Annotated in this window: 21 protein-coding genes and 1 pseudogene; 15 read left to right on the forward strand and 7 right to left on the reverse strand. The window is 50.5% G+C overall.

Annotated features, from left to right (window positions below; translation table 11 throughout):
• The first annotated feature begins 586 nt into the window (after positions 1 to 586).
• Both U5R06_00895 and U5R06_00900 read left to right on the forward strand, forming a co-directional pair.
• A pseudogene (locus U5R06_00895) lies at positions 587 to 832 on the forward strand (hypothetical protein).
• Complete coding sequence (locus tag U5R06_00900; GenBank protein ID MDZ7721398.1) at positions 822 to 1,037, forward strand: DUF2283 domain-containing protein; 216 nt, start codon at positions 822 to 824, stop codon at positions 1,035 to 1,037. Before U5R06_00895 ends, U5R06_00900 begins: the two are co-directional and overlap by 11 nt.
• 60 nt (positions 1,038 to 1,097) lie before the next feature.
• Here the strand turns inward: U5R06_00900 and U5R06_00905 are convergent, their stop codons facing one another.
• The 3 genes from U5R06_00905 to U5R06_00915 all read right to left on the reverse strand — a co-directional run bounded on the left by U5R06_00905 (position 1,098) and on the right by U5R06_00915 (position 2,161).
• The gene (locus U5R06_00905) at positions 1,098 to 1,319 is read right to left on the reverse strand and encodes a hypothetical protein (GenBank protein ID MDZ7721399.1); all 222 of its coding nucleotides are present in this window, start codon (positions 1,317 to 1,319) and stop codon (positions 1,098 to 1,100) included.
• A 342-nt stretch (positions 1,320 to 1,661) separates the two neighbouring features.
• A complete protein-coding gene (locus U5R06_00910; protein ID MDZ7721400.1) occupies positions 1,662 to 1,859 on the reverse strand; it encodes a hypothetical protein in 198 nt (65 codons plus the stop codon).
• 14 nt (positions 1,860 to 1,873) lie between these two features.
• The gene (locus U5R06_00915; GenBank protein MDZ7721401.1) at positions 1,874 to 2,161 is read right to left on the reverse strand and encodes an ArsR family transcriptional regulator; all 288 of its coding nucleotides are present in this window, start codon (positions 2,159 to 2,161) and stop codon (positions 1,874 to 1,876) included.
• Positions 2,162 to 2,706: 545 nt separating this feature from the next.
• Here U5R06_00915 and U5R06_00920 point away from each other — a divergent pair.
• From U5R06_00920 to U5R06_00935, 4 genes are all read left to right on the forward strand, one after another.
• Positions 2,707 to 2,922, forward strand: a complete 216-nt coding sequence (locus U5R06_00920) for a hypothetical protein (GenBank protein MDZ7721402.1) — start codon at positions 2,707 to 2,709, stop codon at positions 2,920 to 2,922.
• Between the two features lie 269 nt (positions 2,923 to 3,191).
• Complete coding sequence (locus U5R06_00925; protein ID MDZ7721403.1) at positions 3,192 to 3,347, forward strand: hypothetical protein; 156 nt, start codon at positions 3,192 to 3,194, stop codon at positions 3,345 to 3,347.
• Positions 3,348 to 3,476: 129 nt separating this feature from the next.
• Positions 3,477 to 3,809: a hypothetical protein gene (locus U5R06_00930; protein MDZ7721404.1), complete on the forward strand. Its 333-nt coding sequence runs from the start codon at positions 3,477 to 3,479 to the stop codon at positions 3,807 to 3,809.
• On the forward strand, positions 3,748 to 5,358 hold the full coding sequence (locus U5R06_00935; GenBank protein MDZ7721405.1) for a dienelactone hydrolase family protein: 1,611 nt from the start codon (positions 3,748 to 3,750) through the stop codon (positions 5,356 to 5,358). The genes U5R06_00930 and U5R06_00935 overlap by 62 nt, the downstream gene beginning before the upstream one ends.
• An 8-nt stretch (positions 5,359 to 5,366) precedes the next feature.
• Here the strand turns inward: U5R06_00935 and U5R06_00940 are convergent, their stop codons facing one another.
• The 4 genes from U5R06_00940 to U5R06_00955 form a co-directional block, all read right to left on the reverse strand.
• Positions 5,367 to 6,470 (reverse strand): FlgD immunoglobulin-like domain containing protein, encoded by a 1,104-nt coding sequence (locus U5R06_00940; GenBank protein MDZ7721406.1) that lies wholly within the window; start codon positions 6,468 to 6,470, stop codon positions 5,367 to 5,369.
• Positions 6,397 to 8,562, reverse strand: coding sequence for a C10 family peptidase (locus U5R06_00945; GenBank protein MDZ7721407.1), 2,166 nt, complete (start codon positions 8,560 to 8,562; stop codon positions 6,397 to 6,399). The genes U5R06_00940 and U5R06_00945 overlap by 74 nt, the downstream gene beginning before the upstream one ends.
• Before the next feature lie 98 nt (positions 8,563 to 8,660).
• Entirely contained in the window at positions 8,661 to 9,371 is a 711-nt protein-coding gene (locus tag U5R06_00950; protein ID MDZ7721408.1) for a hypothetical protein, read from the reverse strand.
• A 1,325-nt stretch (positions 9,372 to 10,696) separates the two neighbouring features.
• Entirely contained in the window at positions 10,697 to 12,781 is a 2,085-nt protein-coding gene (locus tag U5R06_00955; protein MDZ7721409.1) for a S9 family peptidase, read from the reverse strand.
• Between the two features lie 663 nt (positions 12,782 to 13,444).
• Between U5R06_00955 and U5R06_00960 the strand changes: the two genes are divergently transcribed.
• From U5R06_00960 to U5R06_01000, 9 genes are all read left to right on the forward strand, one after another.
• A complete protein-coding gene (locus U5R06_00960; protein ID MDZ7721410.1) occupies positions 13,445 to 14,146 on the forward strand; it encodes a TIGR04283 family arsenosugar biosynthesis glycosyltransferase in 702 nt (233 codons plus the stop codon).
• A 216-nt stretch (positions 14,147 to 14,362) separates the two neighbouring features.
• The gene (locus U5R06_00965; GenBank protein MDZ7721411.1) at positions 14,363 to 15,184 is read left to right on the forward strand and encodes a DUF547 domain-containing protein; all 822 of its coding nucleotides are present in this window, start codon (positions 14,363 to 14,365) and stop codon (positions 15,182 to 15,184) included.
• Positions 15,168 to 15,863, forward strand: a complete 696-nt coding sequence (locus U5R06_00970; GenBank protein ID MDZ7721412.1) for a TIGR04282 family arsenosugar biosynthesis glycosyltransferase — start codon at positions 15,168 to 15,170, stop codon at positions 15,861 to 15,863. The genes U5R06_00965 and U5R06_00970 overlap by 17 nt, the downstream gene beginning before the upstream one ends.
• Positions 15,864 to 15,878: 15 nt before the next feature.
• A complete protein-coding gene (locus tag U5R06_00975; protein ID MDZ7721413.1) occupies positions 15,879 to 16,616 on the forward strand; it encodes a TVP38/TMEM64 family protein in 738 nt (245 codons plus the stop codon).
• Between the two features lie 27 nt (positions 16,617 to 16,643).
• Positions 16,644 to 16,937: a hypothetical protein gene (locus U5R06_00980; GenBank protein MDZ7721414.1), complete on the forward strand. Its 294-nt coding sequence runs from the start codon at positions 16,644 to 16,646 to the stop codon at positions 16,935 to 16,937.
• Between the two features lie 40 nt (positions 16,938 to 16,977).
• Entirely contained in the window at positions 16,978 to 18,405 is a 1,428-nt protein-coding gene (locus U5R06_00985; GenBank protein ID MDZ7721415.1) for an NAD(P)/FAD-dependent oxidoreductase, read from the forward strand.
• Positions 18,406 to 18,513: 108 nt separating this feature from the next.
• Positions 18,514 to 19,374 (forward strand): sulfite exporter TauE/SafE family protein, encoded by an 861-nt coding sequence (locus tag U5R06_00990; protein MDZ7721416.1) that lies wholly within the window; start codon positions 18,514 to 18,516, stop codon positions 19,372 to 19,374.
• Positions 19,375 to 19,410: 36 nt separating this feature from the next.
• Positions 19,411 to 20,217 carry a sterol desaturase family protein gene (locus U5R06_00995; GenBank protein MDZ7721417.1) on the forward strand — a complete coding sequence of 269 codons (807 nt, stop codon included), beginning with the start codon at positions 19,411 to 19,413 and terminating at the stop codon, positions 20,215 to 20,217.
• Positions 20,218 to 20,221: 4 nt separating this feature from the next.
• A complete protein-coding gene (locus U5R06_01000; protein MDZ7721418.1) occupies positions 20,222 to 21,166 on the forward strand; it encodes an ADP-ribosylglycohydrolase family protein in 945 nt (314 codons plus the stop codon).
• Positions 21,167 to 21,184: the final 18 nt, after the last annotated feature.

A 21,184-nucleotide genomic window follows, 5' to 3' on the forward strand; every position in this document is an offset into this window, starting at 1 on the left:
GAAAACCGGGCGTGCGGTCCGGCTGATTGATATCGCCCCTTCAGGGCTCTGTTTCCGATGATGTTTACACCCCGGGCGCTGCCCGGGGCTGTTGTACACCGCCCTTTCAGGGCTGGTGAGCGGCGGATTGTGGCTTGTGGTCCGAGGTTTGGGTGGGGGGATGCCGGTGATCATGGGGTCATCCTGGACTGGCGGCCAGGTCCGAGCCCCAACGCGGGCGGGGCAACGCCCGGGGGATTTGTAAGGCATGGTGTGCGAGCCCTGAAGGGGCGGTACCATAGAAACTGATCCCTGGATTCAGCTGCAGGCTTGGGACGAGATTAGTGACGGAGATTGAAATGCCGCACGATCCACTCGTGCCCCTTACACGATATAATATGAATTTACCATTATGTATATTCTTATTATGTTGATATATAATCAGGCGAGGTTGTGGATGTGGCTGAATTAACTTGTGAGCAACAAAACTTTTTTGCTACAGACAAGACCATCTTTAAGGAAATATCTGAGGAATGCAATATAAAGCTTTACAAAATAAGATAAAAACACTAAATTGAAAGACAAACAATAAATAATCCAGTTATCTATGAAAAATTACAAATTCACACCATATTTTGAAAATGAGGTATTACGAAAACGTCCCTTTATTAGAAAAGAATGGTGTATATAGATTATTGAAAATCCTTTGAAAATAGAAAAACAAGACAATAATAGATACAGATTTTGGGGCATCGTTGAGGAACTGGATAAGGTCTTGAGAGTTATTACTCTTGAGGATAAAAGAACGATTCATAATGCATTTCCGGATAGGGGATTTAAATATGAAAATTAATTACTATTCCGATACAGATTCGATGTATATTGATCTATCGTCAAATTCGAGTGTGGAAAGTGTAGAGATATCGGAAGGAGTTGTAATTGATTATGATGATCGTCATAATATTGTGGGGATTGATATTGATAATGCCAGCCGAAAACTGGACCTGGACGAGATTGTGTTGAGTAAATTGCCCGCTGTTAAAAAGATTGTTGCCTGAATGATAAATTTATTTACACCAAGGGGATTTCTGTTTCTGGATATTCGCTGCTGTTGGAAGCTATGCAAAATCTTGTAAAAACGCTTTGAAATTGGCGGCGTGATCCATGTCATACATTTCATATGTCACCCCGAATTCCATCCAGGGCCGCTGACGGATGTCATTGTAGGCGTTGCCGGCGGGATTGCGGGTGCGTCCGCTGTCCTCGACGCTTCGGGGCGCCCATCCCTTGCCGGTGAACCCGACGTGATAGCCGTATTCCTCCAGAATATCCGGATACACCGGATAGCGGGCGGGCGATGAGTGGAGACCTCTGTCTCCGGTTGACCCGCCAACGGGGCATAGAGAATCCGTGGCGGATTGAATTTGTATTACAGATTCAATCTATGAAAATCGTGCTGGTTGTGCTTTGATTGTTCTGGAAATGATAATTATTATTCTCATTATGAACCGCAAAGGAATGCGGATTTTCTCGGATGAAGCGGCGTTTGAGTTATTGGTTTTGCCTGTTGGATCATGTGAATGTAAAACGATATCGTGTTACAACCGGTGGTATCGCTTTTTTCTGCTTTTGGCAAGAGTCTGCACGGGCATTTTGGAGCTTATCCCGTAGCGATAAACAATCTATAGACTATCTTTGATCTTTTCAAATTTTGCCAGCTGCCTTTCCACCTGAGACCATCTGCGGATTTCATCGAGATCATAGGATTGATATTTATTGTCAGAATAGATGGTAACGCAAGCGCCTCCTGTCAGTACGCAGGAAATACCATTCTGTCTCATATAGGAACAAATAAAAGCCGCCAGTTCGCCCAGGCTCATCTTTTGGATCGGTTTTATAACGGTTTGCTTTTTCTTCTCGGCCGTTTCCGGTTATACAACAGGTTTTCTTGCTTTTCTTCAGGAAGAAACGAGATGGCCTTGTTGAGCAATTGAACCAGTTCTTCCCGAAACGGATAGCGCGGATTAAAGGCATAGATACGCGTGCGTCCTGATAAATGGCTGACCAATACGTTTCCGGATTCGAGCCGGTCGAGTTGAATTTGTATGGGACTCAGGCTTGAATTGTAAAACTCAGAGATCTCTCTGGCGTATCCCTGCTTTCGCGCCGCCAAATAGATCAATACTTTTTCCCGGGTTTGCGAACCTCAGTATGGGTTCCAGCATAATTAATGACCTCAATATAAGGTTATATGACCTATATATGAGGTCAATATACTGGATTTATCAGATAAGGTCAAGAACTATTTTGAATGGGTGGTTTACCGGGCTGAAAAACGCAGGCCGGCCGGTCGCTCGGGGGATTGATCCCTTATTGTTTGTGAAAACCGGGTGTGCGGTTCGGCCGGTTGATGTCGCCCCTTCAGGGCTTTGTTTTGGATGATGTTTACACCTCGGGCGTTGCCCGGGGCTGTTGTACGCCGCCCTTTCAGGGCTGGTGATCTGCAGAGACTGGTTCGAGGTTCAGGGTTTGAGGTCCGGGGCAGGGGGGAGATAGGCAAGTCCCGAGATCGTGCGGGGGTTCTACCCCCGTTACGCTGTATGGCAGGGGGTTCTACCCTCTGATATTCGCGACTTTTATTAAAATCCGGAGGTAGAACCTCCGTGAATAATACGCACAGGGTTTGAACCCCTGTGCGATCTGTTTGACGTGATGGATAACCCATGGATGTACGCAGATGACGCGGATTTGCACGCACCGGAATTCGGGGTTGACGGCATTTGCGAATTTATATGTTTTGCTGTGACGCTCGATTTTGTCCCGAGTGGCAGGCGTCATATTGCGTCCCCAAAGGGACGCCGGTTTTGTGTGCTGTTTGAGGCTATAGAGTTGCCGTCCCGCCGGGACGGGCGTTGTGCCGCAAGGGAAGTGATGGTACTGTAAATGATAAACATTGTCCCCATTATGAACGGCAATGGAACCCGGATTTTCACGGATGAAGCGGCGTTTGAGTTATTAGTTTTGCAAGTTGGATCATGTGAATGTAAAACTGTATCGTGATACAACCGGTGCTATCGCTTTTTTCTACTTTTGGCAAGAGTCTACACGGGCATTTTGGAGCTTGTCCCGTCAGGGACAAAATATCTATAGAATATGATTTTCAACACCCAACCCGTCCTGTAAGGACGGGTTGGGCCGGGAGGGGATACGGAATGGAGAATGGTCAGGTGCGGCAGGATTTTGGAACGGCGAGATGGTGCGCGAGTTTTACTCCCGTCACGCTGCAGGACGGATCCGTCCTCGCCCTATTACCGCATAAAATCCGTGCCTGCCGTGAACGAATAGCCTATCAGAATCTGCATCTCTAAAACAGCGGCGTTCCGGATATACTGTACAGCTGAAAGAACCTCTTTTGATTTCGGTTCGAAATCACTATCTTTTGATTCAATGCTGAGAAATCCAAAAGTTCCTGAATAGTGTATTGCTGAGGAGATATCATGCGTTATGTCAGCGTCTCTTTTTTGCTGGCGGGGTTGCTTTTCAATGGGTATGCAGCAGAGGAGAGGGGGGAACCGGTCAATCTCAGACAAAAGTGCTCTGAATCAACAGAGGGGCGGCTCATACCGTGGACGGGCGATGAACTGGAATTGCTGCAGCAGCCGCCGCTGTTTGAATTGCAGTCATCAGAAGAGGAGACGCGCGCCCGGGGATGGATGTCAGCGCATCTACACGGTTTTATCGTTTCCATCATCGTTTGGGATGACCGGCATGTCAATATCCGGCAGGGCGCTGATATTTGGGACGGCGACGCGATTCAGGCTGGGGATTGACGCGGACGGCAGCGGCGCGGGCAGCCGCGACCCCGGTTCGGCGTTTGTGGGACCCAATGATGCATCGATCACGTTTGCGCTTACGCGCGAGGGAGCGCGTGCCTGGGCGCATTATCACGGAAATCCGCGCCGGCGCGGCGCCATCCAGGACATGGACATGCATATTGTACGAGATGACGATATGCAGCAAACCCGGTATTCATTGTATTTCAACTGGTCTGATTTCCAGATGAAACCGGGTATTGCTGAAACAATGGGATTTGCCGTTCAGGTCAACGACATGGACGAGGGGTCGCAGCAGCTGCGGCTGTACTGGGGCGACGGAGCCGGCGGGAATTTGCGACCCGGATTGTTCAAAACCGTGCGTCTTGATACACCGGATGAAGAATTTGTCTCCATACTGCCCAGCAAGACCAATCTCTGGAGCGCTGATGACAGCATGCAGATTTTTATTGCCGCTTATACGTTTCAGCCTCTTGACCTGACTGTGAGCCGGGGATTTGAGGAACCCCGGTTTTTTTCGATTGATCCGGATACCGGCAGCGTACAGCGGTATGTGTTGACCTTGAAACCGCATGTGTATTACAGTCGGCAAACTTTTGAAATCAGGGCAGAATCTGACGGATACACGCTGGACCGGGAAACCTTTGTGCCGGCTTATCCGGCTGTCACCATTGAGGATTTGCTGGCGGAACTGCAGCAAATCCTCTCGGGAGACTCTGATTCTCTGACAGCTCGTCATTTTCAATCCGTGTATGATGTGGTGACTGCGGAATGGCAAAAAGCGCAATCGCGCCTGCGCGAGGGTGAATCCGAAGCGCTGTTGTGCGCGGCATACAGCGATTATCTGTTTCGTGAGGTGAAAAATGAATTGAATGCCGCGGATAAAATTCGTAGCGGAAGCAAGCACATGCTCTGCACCTTTACCGCCTCGGATAACAGTCTGCAGTTTTACAAGCTGCTGTTGCCGCGCGACTGGACTCCGGAGCGCCGTTATCCGGTGATTGTTGATCTGCACGGCGCCGGGAATCCGTATCCGCTTTCCTTTTTTACCTCAGTGCCCGGAGCCATACGGGGTAGTGAAGAAATGAATGAAAATAATGTTCAGGCCTTTATTCTGCAGCCCTGGTGCCGCGGCAATGCCGGCTATCGCGGGGAAGCCGGCCGCGATATCTATGAGGCGCTGCATGACATGCAAGCGAACTGGAACAGCGCGGACAGCGTGTATTTGACAGGCTTTTCCATGGGCGGGTACGGAGCCTGGATGCATATGCTCCGCTCGCCGGAACAGTGGCGGGCGGTGGTCATTGCCGCCGGCGGCCCGTCTGATTCTGTCAGTGAGCAACAGCTGTCTGCTGTTAAAGATTTGCCGGTCATGATCTGGCACGGCGACAGCGACGGCGCGGTGAGTGTGTCGAATGCCTATGAGATGCAGCATATGCTGGAATCCGCCGGAGGGCAGCCGGTGATGAAGATTCTTTCAGGGCGCGGTCATTTAATGACAGCCGATGAACGCGCCGGAATCTATCGCTGGCTGCTGCAGCATTGACGGGCCGCTTATCTGAGTAGAACCAGTTTTACAGCCGCAGTGAATGCGGCGGCCTGCATTCTACAGTAATAACAGCCGCTGCTGACCAAAGTGCCGGCATCATCTCTGCCGTCCCAGCTCACGCGGTAGGTGCCCGGCTGTCTGCTGTCGTTCACCAGACATCTGATCTGTTCGCCGAGGAGATTGTAAATAAACAGACGCGTTTCAGCAGCACAGGGGATATCGTATGTGAACCGGGTAGAGGTGTTGAATGGGTTCGGGTAATTTTGTGCCAGTCTGAATTTTTGCGGGGTGTTGATTGAAATCCGTGTGATTTGTGAAAAAGTGAATGAGCCGTCCGCGTCAATCTGTTTTAAACGGTACTCATACATGCCCGGGGAAAGATTCGAATCCTGATAACTGTAGTGATGCGGCTGTGTGCTTGTTCCCTGACCTTTGACAAATGCAATGGTTTGAAACGGGGTGTCACTCGTTCTGCGCTGGATATTAAAACCATAATTGTTGGTTTCTGACAGGGTGGTCCATGTCAAGTGTACATGGCTGCCGGCGGACTCTGCTGTGAACAGGGCGAGTTCCACAGGCACCACGCTTTGCAGATCGCAGCCGCCGTAGGCTCCCATATCGTTGCGCAATCCGCCCCTGGCCGGCCACTGGGCGCTGCCGGGATTTTCAGGGTCCTGCTCGTCATTATAGGCGGGACCCGGATTGCCCGCATCGATGCAGGGCGAACCGGACTGGAGTATATACTGAAACGGATCAGCGTGCGTAAACAATGGGGCGCTGGAACCATTGCCGGGCCCCCAGATGATGTTGTTTTGTTCATACGGATATCCCACAACCGGCCAGTGCTGATTCAGATAGGTGGTTCGGATATTTGAATATTCAAACTCGATGCTGTTGTGCTCATCCATAAAAATATCAATATTATCACCTTCAGGGGTCCAGAGGATCGAGTTTGCAAATTTGATGGTATTGTCGGCAGCAAGATGGATTAAACCGCCCAGATATCGGCCGTCAATGTGATCTGTTACGGTGACGTTATAAAACCAGGCATCCGATCGCGAACTGGTCAGGAGCGCGCCGTTTGTATTGGCTTGGTTTCTGCATATCACGGTATTTAAAATGATGGGAGACGAGTTGTTTCTTCAGATAAAATGCGCCGCCGCATTCATCTGCCTGATTTTCATCAATGACACAGTTTTGTAAAAACGGCCCGGCCTGATCACCGTAAAGGGCGCCGCCGTAAAATCCCCGATTTTTGCGCAGACATGAGTTCAGGATCACCGGTGAAGAATTGTATATGGACAGTGCGCCGCCGTAATCGTTCGTCTCCTGAATGTATACAGCGTGGGTCAGTCTGCAAAAGCACAGCGAATCGTTGCCTGCACTTTGGTCAAACACAATCCCGGACCAGCCCTGCTGAGCATCGTAGGCATCGAACCGGATGGAATCGCTGCGGGACCCGCAGGCACGCAGCTGCGCCTGTTCTCCGACAGTCAGAGCAAAGCGGCCCATGAAAATAATATCGACACCGGGCTGGATGTGCAGTATGTCTCCCGGTTCTATCGCAATATTCCCGCACACATAATAAGGCGAACGTGCCTTGTCCCATGTCCCGGATACCGGTCCCGGATTGACAGCTGTGCCTGTTTCCGGAATTCCGTAACCGGTCATGTGGACATTCAGATATTGATTTTCGCCGGACGCGTGTACGGTAAGCGCCCGGTCCAGTTTGCCGACAGAATCGGGGATACAGCGCGTGTACAGGGTCAATTCTTCGTCAGGTCCAAGGCTGAACGGCCCGACCGAATCGCTGAAACTGTGTGTGTATGCACTGACTGAAAACGGTGCCGATGTGACGGCAGAGTGAACCGTCATGTTCCAGTCACTGTTGTTGCGCAGAGTGACTGACCGGATATCCGATTCAGCGCCGATAGTACAGGGCGGAATCTGAATCCATTGGGTGTTGCTGGATAGTTCCCTGTACCATAATCCCGGGTGTATATTGACAACCGCACCGGTAATGATCCCGTATCCCGCGGGCATGGCGTGCGGCAGCGCGTACCAGGCGTCCGGTATGGCATCCGGAGATGTGCTGCCCCAGCCGAAATTCAGGTGATAAAAATTATCGCTATTGTATCCGTCACAGGCAATGACATGCGCCATGCTGATGTTGAGTTTGGCAATATCCAGCAGAGCGGGAAACGCGTTCATCATGTTTTCCTGCAGACGGTAATAAAAATCGTCGACCGCGTTGGTTTCTCTCAAATCACTGATATAATCGGCCGATTCATACGAAAAATGGTGTTTCAATGCCGTTTCCAGCGCGCTGGACGGAGCCCCGGAGCTGCTGCTTGTGTAATTCATCTTTACCGCTATTCCGCAGGCAAAATTTAATGCCGCCTTGTCACGGTTGGTTAGAGAGCCTCCATCGAAATAACGGGATTTGAGGTCGTTCAGGTAATCATTCAGGCGCGGAAAGGACGGGAAATCGCAGCTTGAGCTGTCGCTGTCTATTTCGATTTTACGGGTTCCCGTTGTATAGGCATCGGCCGCATCAAACGACAAATCTCCGATGAAACGATGATAATGCACCACCTGCGCCAAAGCTGTGGCTACGCAGCCGGTTACGCAGCGGTTGCCGGTGACGGGATCCAGGGGACAAAAGTCATTATAGGGTGAATGTTGTGTCCAGACGCTTTCCAGCCAGCCGCCGGTGGAGGAGCTTCCCGGTTCCGGCCACTGCCGGAAAACAGCTGCGGATTTTGACAGACGGGAATTTAGCAGCGTCTGCCATGCATTATGATTGCGCTTGATGAATATTTCGTCCAGGAGCGGGACCGCCTGCCGGCGCAGCATCAGATCGTGCTTGACCAGATGATACAGCGGGTTATCCGAACTCGTGTCTGCATTCCATGCATGTCGGAACGAATAGGCGATGACCGGTTGCAAGTCCGTGTCACCGGACAGGATCAGGAATCCCGTCGGCTCGAGTTCAGCTATAAAGGCGAGCGGTTTGTCAGCATCATGGATTGTACTTTTCAGGGTGGCGGAAACAGGTTTGGATAATCGCGCTGTAGATTCCTGACGTTTGTGCGTAAAATTCGCGGCAGCCATTTGCGCCTGCTCCGGGGTGATCGGCTCCGAATGTAATGCAGGTGCCATAAAGAGCAGGCAAAGCAGGGAAATGAGCAGCTTGTTCATGCAATACTCCTTTCAAACATCCCCCTACAACAGATTTTTGCCGCATCAAGGTCAAATTTGCAGGCAAGGTTCAGGAGTTGCGGCGAGAGCCGATGGGGTCAAGAGAGCGCTCTGTACGACTCTGGATTTAGCGTACGAATATCTATAAAAATAATCAAATTTGGTCCAGAGTCAAGGATTTCTTTTCTGGAAAACTTTTTTTTGCACAAAACCATCGACCGGTATCCTCCGGCTGACGGACCGCCGAGGATAATGCGGCTGGTATCGACAGGATACTGCTGTAGAATTTGCTCATATCCTTGCATGACGCGTTGCTGCCTGTCGCGGGTGAACCGCCGGGCGCCGGTGGCCACGCGTTCGCCGCCCTGAAAATATGCGACAATAAAATGGATTTGCAGGGTATGGGACAGCTCGTGTTTCATGTACACATTAAAATGGATTTTGTCTGCCCGATAGTCCTGTTGCGCGCGTTCCGAAATAAACAGTCGGCCGTACAGCGGCTGCACCACAAATCGGGCGCCGGTGCCGGTATAGCGCCTGTAGCGCCGGTCTGTTGCCGGCAGAAAAATGTCCACCTTGTCGCGAAACGACAGCCGGTGGGTTGTTTCCACGATCTGAATCAGACTGTCAATGTCGCTGAATTCAGCAAGCGTGTCATTTTTATCATGATAAACGACAGCGCGGTCAAATTCGGTTTTTTCGAATCCAAGGCTGAGAGGGGAAAAGGGGAACAAACGTCCGAATAGAAACAGGTAAACGATGAACAAAAGAATGATGAAACCGGCAGCAATAGAGATTATTTTTTTCATGCGGGTCTCCGGGAATTGGGGTAATATAAGATATACGTGCATGGTGTATTAGGGTTACAGAAAAACTGAAACGGATTCATTGCGTTTGGCTGTTAGAGTCGGCCCTGCAATTATATATCACGCCGTGCCTGAATCTGATTTTTTATAGGGGGAAGCCTCCCCCTCGCTGCAGCCAGGCTGCCCGCCCCGGTTGATGTTGCCGATAGAAATTTTGCAATGCAAGGGGCGGGCACCGCCTCACTAAACCGGCAGTAGAAACGGTTTGCCCCGGTCGTCATTGCATCCCTCCGAAAATATTTAATGTCTGCAAACCTTAATTGCCGGTTTACCGTCCTGCTGAAAAACGCAGGCCGGCCGTTCGGCTGCCTGTCTTCCGCTACCCCCTCTATTTTCAATCTCTGCCCTGTCCGCGTATCGTTCCGGTTTTATGGGGGAAAATCAATATTAATTTTCGAAAACCAGGGGTGAGGTTCGGCCGGTTGATGTCGCCCCTTCAGGGCTCTGTTTTGCGTTTGTGTTTTACTCCGGGCGTTGCCCGGGGCTGTTGTACGCCGCCCTTTCAGGGCTGGTGAGGTGCAGAGATTGGTTCGAGGTCCGGGGCAGGAGGGAGATAGGCAAGAAATTCTGCGATTTTTGATATCAGAACCCGTACGCATATGCCTGGGGGACAGGTGTCTGCTGCAATATTCTGCTGTGACGCTCGATTTTGTTCCGAGTGGCAGGCGTCATATGGCGTCCCCAAAGGGACGCCGGTTTTATGTGTTGTTTACGGCTATAGATATTCCGTCCCACCGGGACGGGAATGGCGCTGCTAGGGACTAAATCCAGAGGGTGGTGTCTGTTTCATAGCCACGCGCTTTAACGCGTGGGGAAGAGAAATTCCCCCCACACCCGATTTTTCCGAGGTGGCTTTAGTCCCCGGTCACAAGCTGTAAGCAGGGGATTGAATAAAATTATACGTATAAAGAGATAGATCTTATACGTAGAGTTCAGCATCATAGGGTGCGCTATCCATTTCGCCCGGGGGCGCCTGTCGATGCTGAAACGCCGCGGGCTCTGGTATGCTGTGACTCGAATCAGGCCATGCAGAGCATTGCTGTGTCAGATATTTGCTTCAGGAACAGCTGACAGGCGTCGCAAGCCGGAGGCTCGCGACGAGATTGATAACACACGGATGTATGCGGATAACACGGATTTGCACGGACTGGAATTACGGTGGGATTGACGGTATTCGTTTATTCATATGTTTTGATCTGATGTATTGCATTCGGCCGCTATGACAGGTAACCCTGAATGTACAGCGGCCGATACTCTGCCATGAATCTTTATTTCGATAAATCCAGACCGTATTTTTCACTGAGATCCAGCGGCGGCATGGGGCCGTCCACGGGTTTGCCGTCTTTGAGGTACCAGTCATACCAGTCCACGGTCCGGTACAGCACATCGATGCGTCCGGGCTGCTTGCGGTTGCCGTGACCTTCACCGGGATACTGCACCAACCGCACGGCTTTGTGATGGTTCATTTTGAGACGCCGGTAAAACTCGATGCTCTGTGACGGATGAACGCGGCTGTCCTGTTTGCCGCCAAAGATCAAAACGGCTGTTTTGTTGTCATTTTTATGCGCGTGATAAACCGGACTGCGTTCCAGGCTGAACTGCCACATGTTCTCCAATTTTTCACCGGAATGGACGTACAGTTCTTCATAGGGTATATCGGTGGTGCTGCGTTTGCTGATCAGATCGCTGATCCCCACAAACATACCCGTGGCCTTGACCAGATCGCTATAGTAGCTGGAAAACCAGGCCGCGGCGAATCCGCCATAAGAACCGCCCGCCAGACCGACGCGGTCCTCATCCACCAGACCGGTATCGACAAAATGTTTGATGCCGTCGGCGATATCATCAAATTCCGTCCCGGCGGCGTCCTGATAACCGGTCAGAGCGTAATCGAGTCCGTAGCCGGTGCTGGAACGATAATTGGGATAAAACACCGCATAACCGCGGCCGGCCAGCACCTGTCCGGGTGTGGAATAATAGGTCACCCAGCCGTTTGAATAATGGGATTCGGGTCCGCCGTGCACAAATACCATCAGGGGAAGGCCGGACTTTTCATGACTCGGCGGTGTCATCAAAAGGCCTTCGATGGTTTCGCCGTCACGCGCTTTGTACTGAACCACACGTTGTTCGCCCAGATCGCGTTCCTGCAGCCAGGGATTCAGGTTTGTGAGGCGCTGCAGGTCGCTGTCCGGCTGCCAGTAATACAGCTCGCGCGGATGCTGCGGTGTGTGACCGACCAGAGCAAACTGTTTAAAATCGTCGGTATAACTCGGAGGAGAAAACACCACACCGCCGTTCTCTTTTGAAGAATGAATGATGTCGCGTTCGCCGCCGTCCTTGTCCACCAGACTGAGGCTGTTGGCGGTTTTTTCGCCGGACATATAGAGCACAGTGTCGCTGTCTTTCCAGTTGACCCATTCCACGTGACCGATGAAATGCTCCGGGGTCAGGTTCTTTGCCTGTCCGCCACTGACCGGTATGACGTACGCCTGACTAACGGCATGATCTTTACGAAATTTTGCCGCGCTATAGGCCAGGTGGGTGCCGTCCGGACTGAATTCGTAATTGCCGAGTTTGCCCGGATTGTCGGTTAATGGCCGGTGTTCTTTATCAGCAAGATTCAGGATATGAATGCGGCGGAACATATAGTACGCATCAATCAGATTGCGGTCGGAGGCCGAGAACGCGATTTGACCGCCGTCGGGATTAAAGGTAAAATCCCATACCGTCATGTCCCGGGTCAGTTGTTCAGCGGATTGAACCGGCAGACGGTCCGTGTCCACGTCGATCATGTACAAATGCTCATGCCGCCAATCTTCGAAATAAATAAAGTCATAGCCCTTGTCATCCAGTTTTTGCATACGATCGGTTTCCGGTTCAATCGCTGTAAACGCGATTTGTCTGCCGTTGGGATGCCAATGAAACTCGGAGATACCGGATTCGTGATCGGTAACGGGGCGGGCCTCGCCGCCGTCGACCGGGATCATCCATATCTGCGTGTGTTCCTGATCGCCGCGTCTGGCGCGGAATGCGATCGCCGATGCGTCCGGACGCCACTCAATGGAATAAATATTGACCTCACCGGTGACAAACGGACGCGTTTTGCCGCTTTTGACATCAGCCACATAAAGCTCGTACCAGGCGCCGCCCGGTTCGTCGCCGGGTTGGCGCGGCACGCGCACCGTATAAGCAATGTACCGACCGTCGGGACTCATCCGGGCTGAACTGACATATTCTATGTCGAGTACATCCTCCGGGGTCAGCGGTTTGGCGGCGGATGCCGGCAAAGCAAGTGACATAAAGACGATGAAAAGCCACGGGGCATGGCGGAAAAGATTGATTCGATGTTTCATATTATCTCCTGTTGAATTGCACTCGTTTCATTTGATGGTGCTTGATAAAATAAATTTTTTTGGGCAATAATAAAAGGTAAAAATATGCATTTTGTTCCCGCCTGGACAAAGATGTTATATAACTTGCGGGTCTGATTCCAGGGTTTGCATGTTGAGTTGTATTCAAAACCGTACCACCGTAAATGAATGTTTTTTTTAAAGGGAGGTCTCCCCCTCGCTGCAGCCCCCGTGAGACAGGTTTTTGATGGGTTGGACGGATAAAAGCGGCAGGGGTGTGTTTTCAATCAGGAGGTTGTATGATCTCACGGGGCCGGGCACTGCCTCGCTAAACCGGTATTGTAACGCGTTCTACGTGCTGTTATAATTTATTTTTCTGGCATGAATTTACACTGGCATTTACCGGCTTATCCCCAAGGGATAAAATATCTGTAGAACATCATTCCCAACACCCAACCCGTCCTGTCAGGACGGCATAGGTCGGGGTTGGATGCGGAATCCGGTCTTGGCTGACACAAACAGCGCTTGCATTTTCGCGATAAATTCATTAAATATTAGAGCCGCCTGGCATGCACGCGGATTCTGGCGCTGATAGCCGGGTTGGTCTTTGTCGGCAGTTGAGCCGCCTTTGCTGCAGCAGAACGTATCCATCGTAAAAGAGGTTAAATGAAAAAATCAACCCGAACCGATGATTTATCCATCTCTGTCATTATTCCGACTTTGAACGAGGAAAAGAATGTTGCTGAACTGTTAAAATATCTGAAAAACCTGGACGAACGTCTGGAACTCATTGTTGCGGACGCCGGCAGTCAGGATGGAACCGCAGCGCGTGCCAGGCGGCTCAGCCGGATGATCGAGTCTCCGCGCGGCCGCGGGATTCAAATGAATAAAGGTGCACAGGCGGCAACCGGCGAGGTTCTCTGGTTTTTGCACGCTGATTGCCGGCCGCACCCGGACTCGCTCCCGGCCATGCTGGCGGCATTATCTGATCCGCATCTGGTCGGCGGCGGCTTTGAATATAATCTGGATCATCCGTCCCGTCGCTTCCGCTGGACGGAATTTTTTTCCAACCGCAAAAACCGCATGCTGACCTGGCTGTTCGGAGATATGGGGATTTTTGTCCGACGGCCGGTGTTTGAACGCATGGGAGGCTATAAAGAAATTCCGCTCATGGAGGATATGGATTTCAGCAAACGGCTCAAAGAGGAGGGGAATATTGTGATTCTGCCGCTGCGCATCAACACGTCGGCGCGTCGCTGGCTTGAAGAAGGATATATTTATCATTCTATCCGCAGCTGGGTACTGCAGAGCGCCTGGCGTCTGGGGGCGTCGCCGGAAACTCTGGCGCGGTTTTATACATTCAAATAAGTTCCCGGGGTAAATCTGTAAAACACGCTGTATCCTATCGTATCATACCCGATCGTACAGAAATAAAAGTTTATTGATTTTTTTGATGGATTAATTCAATGATTTTTAATGTTAAATTTTTTAACCATGAAACGGGTGAATAAATCTGTTTTCCTTTAATCGTCACGTTCTTTAAATACCCTAAAATGTTTGAACAGTGTTTGTTTGCAAAGGATTATGATGCGTGGATTATTATTACTACTCTTGATCGTTCTGTCGGCAGTCCCGTCCCGCTCCGCCGGCCCGGCGTTCAGCCATTCGGCTTTTGACGCTGTGCTGCAAGAGCATGTGCAAAATGGTCTGGTTGATTACCAGGCCTTGACACAAAACCGGCAGCGTTTAAAACTCTATTTAAAACAGATTGAACGGGTGGACGCGGATTCATTTCGACAGTGGGACAGAGCGGAACAAATGGCCTTGTGGATCAATGCCTACAATGCCATTACCATTGAGGGCATTGTGCGACATTATCCCATTGATTGGGGGAATTTGCTCTCCCGTGCGCGTTTCCCGAAAAGCAGCATCCGGCAGATCAGCGGCTTTTGGGATAAAGTTTTTATTCCGGTCATGGGCCGGGACCTGACTCTAAATGATATTGAACACAATGTTCTGCGCAAACAGTACAAGGACCCCCGCATTCATTTTGTGCTTGTCTGCGCATCCATCGGTTGTCCCAAACTGCCGAATCGGGCGTTTACAGCGGATCAGCTGAATCAACAAATGGATGCCGCCACCCGCGAATTTATTCAAAATCCGGACAAGAATCGGCTCGACAAACAGGAGAATATTCTTTATCTGTCATCGATCTTTAAATGGTATAAAGAAGATTTTCCGGCCTCCGCCGGTTCCGGTTCCCTGAAAGTGTATGGCGATGAACGAGGCGTGGTCGAGTTTGCCGCTGACTATAGGTCCGAATCGGATAGAAAGTTTATTTATGAACAGCAGCCGAAACTGAAATATCTGGATTACGACTGGTCGCTGAATGATCAGGCGAAATAAAAATGGTCTCATCCTGTTCGCGAAAGCGCCGCGTCCCGGCCGGGTCAAAACGCGGCTGCAGCCGGAATTGACAATGGAGCAGGCGTTGACCTTATACCGGGCCATGGTTGAGGATACTGTAGAGCGGTTGTCTGATGATCATGCATGGGATATGATCATAGGCTTTACGCCTGCGGACAGCGGCGATGACATGAAAAGCTGGCTGGGCGCGTCATTTAATTATATCTCCCAGAACGGTTTGAATCTGGGGGAGCGCATGCGTCATGCCCTGGCAAGCGTTCTAAATGACGGATATGAACATGCGGCGCTTGTCGGCAGCGATATTCCACTGTTATCCAAAAACGCCGTGGCGGGTGCGTTTTCCGGCCTGGAACAACACGATGCCGTTATCGGTCCGACAAATGACGGTGGTTATTACCTGATCGGTATGAATTCGGATCAACCGCAGCTTTTTAAAGACATTGCATGGAGCACGGACCGGGTGTTTCAGCAAACTCTAAGGCGGGCGCAAAAAGCGCATCTGAATATAGGGCGCCTTGAACCGTATGCGGATATCGACACCTGGTCTGATGTGGAGCAGCTCTGGAAACGCCTGCAGCCGATGAGCGCACAAGAACTTGATTCAGATCAGTTGAGAGCGACATATGCCGCGATAAAGCGAATTTTTGAATCGAATTGAGATAAAGGAGGTCTCTTGGATCAATCAAAATCAGGATGGAAAAAAGCCTGGCTAAAGCTAACTGTTCTGGCCGCTATTGCCGCTGTGATTTTTGTGGTCTTTCGGGTTACTCCCCTGTCCGTTTCGGATTTTACACCGTCGCGGGTTCGGGATTTTATACTGCAGTTCGGCGTCTGGTCGCCGATTGTGTTTATGATTCTTTATGCATTGCGTGGCGCCGTTCTGGTGCTTCCGGTCGGGATTATGTCGCTGGCCGGGGGGCTGGCATTCGGCCAGTGGTGGGGAACCCTTTATATTTTAATCGGAGCCACATTGGGCGCCAGTCTTTCCTTTGTCATCGCGCGTTTTTTTGGCCGTCAGTTTATTGAAAATTTCAGCTGGCTGCACAATGGGAAAATCAAACAGTTTGATGATGGTATTGAAAAAAACGGATTCCGCATGATGCTGTTCATGCGTCTGATTCCATTGTTCCAGTATGATGCGGTTAATTTCGGCGGCGGCCTGTCCAGGATAAAATTTCGCGATTTTTTCTTTGCTTCATTTGTTGGGATGGCCCCGGGTGGTTTTATCAATGCCATGCTGGGCAGTTCTCTGGACAACATCATTTCAGTCCAGTTTTTTGCCGCGCTGGGTTTCTTTGTTTTACTGATGTTTATACCAACCCTCTACAAGAAAATTGTGAAAAAGAAAACCGGAAAAACCGCAAAAGAAAAGATAGAGCAGAAAGCAAAGCCTGACATCGAAACGTCATAAAGACTTTAAACCGGAACGGAGTTAAACATGGGAAAATGTCCTGAATGTGGAAACAAAATCGGCCCTTTGTCCATCATTATGAGTTGGGAAAAATGGGGAGAGTTCCAATGTCCCGAATGCGGCTCTCAAATTCGCTTCAAATACTGGCTGCTCACCGGACTTTTGTTGATGGGATTGTTTACCGGCGCTGAACGAATACTGCACTGGATGCTGATTTCACCTCTGCCTTTATGGGCAAGCTTTGCGATCAGTTTTGTGCTGGCGCTGCTGATTATGATGCTGGTCCCGATGATCTGGGAATTTCAAAAGACAAAACACTGAAACACAGGCAGTGTACAATCAAGGATAGAAGGAGCCTAAATTGGCAAAATATGACTATGATTTGATCGTGATCGGGGCAGGGTCCGGCGGAATCAGTTCCGCGATTCTGGGTAATAATCTGGGGAAAAAAACGGCGCTGATTGAAAAGGAAAAGATTGGCGGAGACTGTACCTGGCACGGATGTGTGCCCAGCAAAACCCTGATCAAAGCCGGGAATGTGGCCCGGCATGTGAACACACTGGATTCGTACGGATTGAGGGTGAACGGAGATTTTACCCTGAACAGCAAGCAGGTGATGGCGCATGTGCGCGCTGTGCGCGATTCCGTCTATCAGGGAGAAACCCCGGATGTCTTTAAAGATATGGGGATTGATGTGTACATCGGCGGAGCCCGATTCCTGGATGGTCATCGTATTGCGGTTGGCGATCAGGAATTATCGTCAAAATCGTTTGTGATATCCACGGGGTCCAGTCCCTTTGTTCCGCCGATTGAAGGGGTCGGGGATATTGATTATTTGACCAATGAAACCCTGTTTGAACTTGAAACTTTGCCGGATTCAATGGTGATTGTCGGCGGCGGCCCTATCGGGTCGGAAATGGCGTCGGCTTTGAGTCAACTGGGGGTTCAGATCACACAAATCGAAGCGACCGGCCATTTGCTGTCCAAAGAAGACCCGGAATTGTCCGCTGTCTTGATGCAGCAGATGCAGAAAAACGGCGTCAACCTTTTGACCCACACCCGTGCAAAGCAATTCAGCAAAAACGGCGATAAAGTTGTGGTTTCTTTGCAGAACGAATCGCTGGACCGCGTTGAAGCCGACGCCGTGCTCATTGCCGTCGGCAGACGTCCCAATGTGGATACGCTTGACCTTGACAAGGCGGGTGTTGAATTTACCTCCCGGGGCATTCAGGTCAACAAGCGGCTGCAGACCACTGCGCCGAACATTTACGCCATCGGTGATGTCATCGGGTCGTACCAGTTCAGCCATATCGCCGAGTATCATGCCGGCATCGCGGTTCCGAATGCTGTGCTGCCACTGCCGGTAAAGCGCAAAGCCGATTATGAAAACATTGTCTGGACCACTTTTACCGATCCCGAATTTGCGCGCGGCGGTCTGACAGAAGCGCAGGCACGGGAAACCTATGGAGACAGTATCCGGATTTATCGTTTTAATTATGAAAAGGTCGACCGCGCCCAAACTGATCTGACGACCGCCGGGATGAGCAAGTTCATCGTCAATAAAAAAGGTAAACTTTTCGGCATTCACATCGTCGGAGAACGTGCGGGAGAACTGCTGCACGAAGCGCAGCTGGCCAAGTCCCTGGGTGTTCCGTTTCACAAAATCCAGTCCATGGTGCATGTGTACCCGACCTATGGTGATATGGTCAAACGTCCGTCGGTTGCGGCGTATGTGGACAAATTACAGAACAATTTTTTTATAAAGCTGGTGAAAAAACTGAAAAAATAATATTACGGCAGAAACTTTCCGGTTTGTCGAAATAATCGGTTGTGGATTTGCAGAACGCCGAGCCGGCACCATAGTTGAACATTGATGGAGATTGTGAAAGGTAAAAAGATGAGTTTTGAATATTGGTTTATGCTGCCTGTTTCGTTTGTGTTTGCAACCATCGCCATAGCCTCGGGAGTGGGCGGGGCGACGTTTTTTGCGCCTTTTTTTATGCTGGCGCTGCGTCTGCCGCCTGAAATCGCCATTGGTACCGGTCTCATCACCGAAGTGTTCGGCTTTGCCAGCGGACTGTATGCCTATGCGCGCAAAAAGCTCATTGATTACAAGTTGGGTCTCACGCTGCTGACCGTGACCGTGCCCATGGCGCTGCTGGGAACCTGGGTCTCCGGCGCGGTCGAAGCGAACGTGTTAAAAGCGGTTCTCGGAATGGGATTGTTTGCGATTGCGGCCGCTTTTATGCGCGCGCCGCAGTCCGAGGATATTGATCTGCTGGATACCCATATTCAGAAAACATACGGTGGCGTGCAGGCGGAAACCTGTATCATCACCCGGGATCAGGAGAAAATTTGTTATACAGTTTGCAACAAAACACAGGGCCGTCTGATTGCCGGAATCGGCGGATTGTTTGTTGGGATGATCTCGACCGGACTGGGTGAGTTGAACGGTTATTTTCTGCTGCAGCGCTGTCGGGTGCCCAGCGCGGTTTCCGTGGCCACCAGCGTATTTGTGGTCGCTGTCACGGTGCTGATCGCATCTCTTGGACATTTTTACAAATTCACAACCTATGGCCCGGAGACGTTGCAAATGGTGTTCAGTATTGTTATGTTTACCATACCGGGCGTGATTGTCGGCGCCCAGGCGGGATCATTTGTGTCCCGCAAGATCCCGCAGCCCGTTCTGGAAAAAGGGCTGGGAATCCTGTTTATGCTGCTTGCATTTCTAACGATTGGTGAAATTGTCCTGCATTGAAATTGAATCTACTATTTATTAAAAGTATATTGAGTTATGACAGAAAATATGCCGGATATTCAACGCTATCGCTATATCATTGCCGCCGCTGTTTTTTTCCTTTTGCTGGCGCTGGAAACGTTTTATCCGTTGTTCCAGGGCCGTCAAAAAAGAATAAAGCACATCGGCAGGAATTTTTCTATTGTGATTATTGATAATCTGGTCTTTTTTGCGCTGCTGGCAGCCGCCACCGGTTTTGTCTTTCGTTATATCGAGCAGAACCGGATGGGTTTACTGTATCAAATTCAACTGCCCGCGGTTCTGCGCATAGCGCTTATCATTGTCCTGTTTGATCTGTGGATGTATATCTGGCACCGCTGGACGCATACCTCCGATTTTTTGTGGCGATTTCACCGCATGCATCACAGCGATCCGGCGATGGATGCGTCTACCGCGCTGCGGTTTCATCCCGGGGAAATTATCATTTCCACACTGCTGCGCTGGGGTGTATTCCTGATTCTGGGTGTGACGGCCTTTGAGCTGTTGATTTATGAAACCATTATGCTGCCGGTGATTTTCTTTCATCACAGCAATTTTTATCTGCCTGAAAAACCGGATAAGCTGCTCCGGCAGGTGATTGTGACACCCTGGATGCACTGGGTGCATCACTCACACCTCAAATACGAGACCAATTCCAATTACGGCACGATTTTCTCCTGGTGGGACAGACTGTTTGCTTCATTCCGACTGCGCTCCGAGCCGGAAACCATACATTACGGACTGGATACTATCCGGGGCTCCGGCTGGCAGACGGTTTGGGGTATGCTGAAAACCCCATTTGTTAATCGATTTGATAAAGGATGAGCTCATGTTAAAGCAATGTGAATTTCGAGTGAAATGTATAGTGTTTATATTTGTTCTGATAGCGGTAGTATACACCGGGATCGGATGCCGTTCATCATCGTCGTCAGAGTATCAACAACGTCTGCAGGGCATGCTGCTCGCCTCGGCTGTTGCCGATGCCATGGGCGGCCCGCATGAAGGCCGGTCAACTGAGGATTCTCAGGCCTTTCTGGAAAACGGCGGCTGGATACAGAGCTTTGATGCTTACACCGTCTGGCATCATCATCACTGGAATGTTTATCAGCGGCGTGCGCCGGCCGGTACGGTGACGGATGATACGCGCATGCGCATGGATATGACAGCCTTTATGATCGATTATCGGAAGCTTTACAATTCACCTCTATCTGAAAAAGACCTGGCGTCTTGTGTTGCTGAACGCTATAGCCGCGCCCGCAAGGCGTTTGAAAGGACAGATGCGCGTTACGCAGCTGTCAGTCAGCCGGATTCAGCGCTGGACGAAACACGAAAACAGCAATTCCTTGCCATGTGGTTTGCCTGGGAGATTTTCAAAACCGGTACGTCTGTTTATATCCCGGAGCCGGCTGTCACATCACCGCCGTACATTCGTGTTAGTGATGATCCCGATTATGGCGAATACACACCTGTCTGGCATCTTGAACCTGTTCAGCCGGTTCCCGTGACCGAATCAATCAAACAAACTTATCATTTCAATTCATATGCCAAGGGTCATGTGATGCCGCTGGGACTGATCCATCTGCTGCCGGCTGCCGCCTATTTTCCCGGCGCGCCTGCGGAGGCATACTCGTATGCGCTGTCGATAGATTTTTTTGATGTGGCGGAAGCGCCGCATTACGTCGGCGCCGCCTGTGCAATACTTGCCGATCTGCTGGGCGGTCGATCGTGGCCTGAAATTTCCGCAGAATTGATGAGATCATCTCTGGCAACCTGATCTAAGACAGGAGGAAAC

Source organism: candidate division KSB1 bacterium, from assembly GCA_034521575.1.
Taxonomy (GTDB): domain Bacteria; phylum Zhuqueibacterota; class Zhuqueibacteria; order Residuimicrobiales; family Krinioviventaceae; genus JAXHMJ01.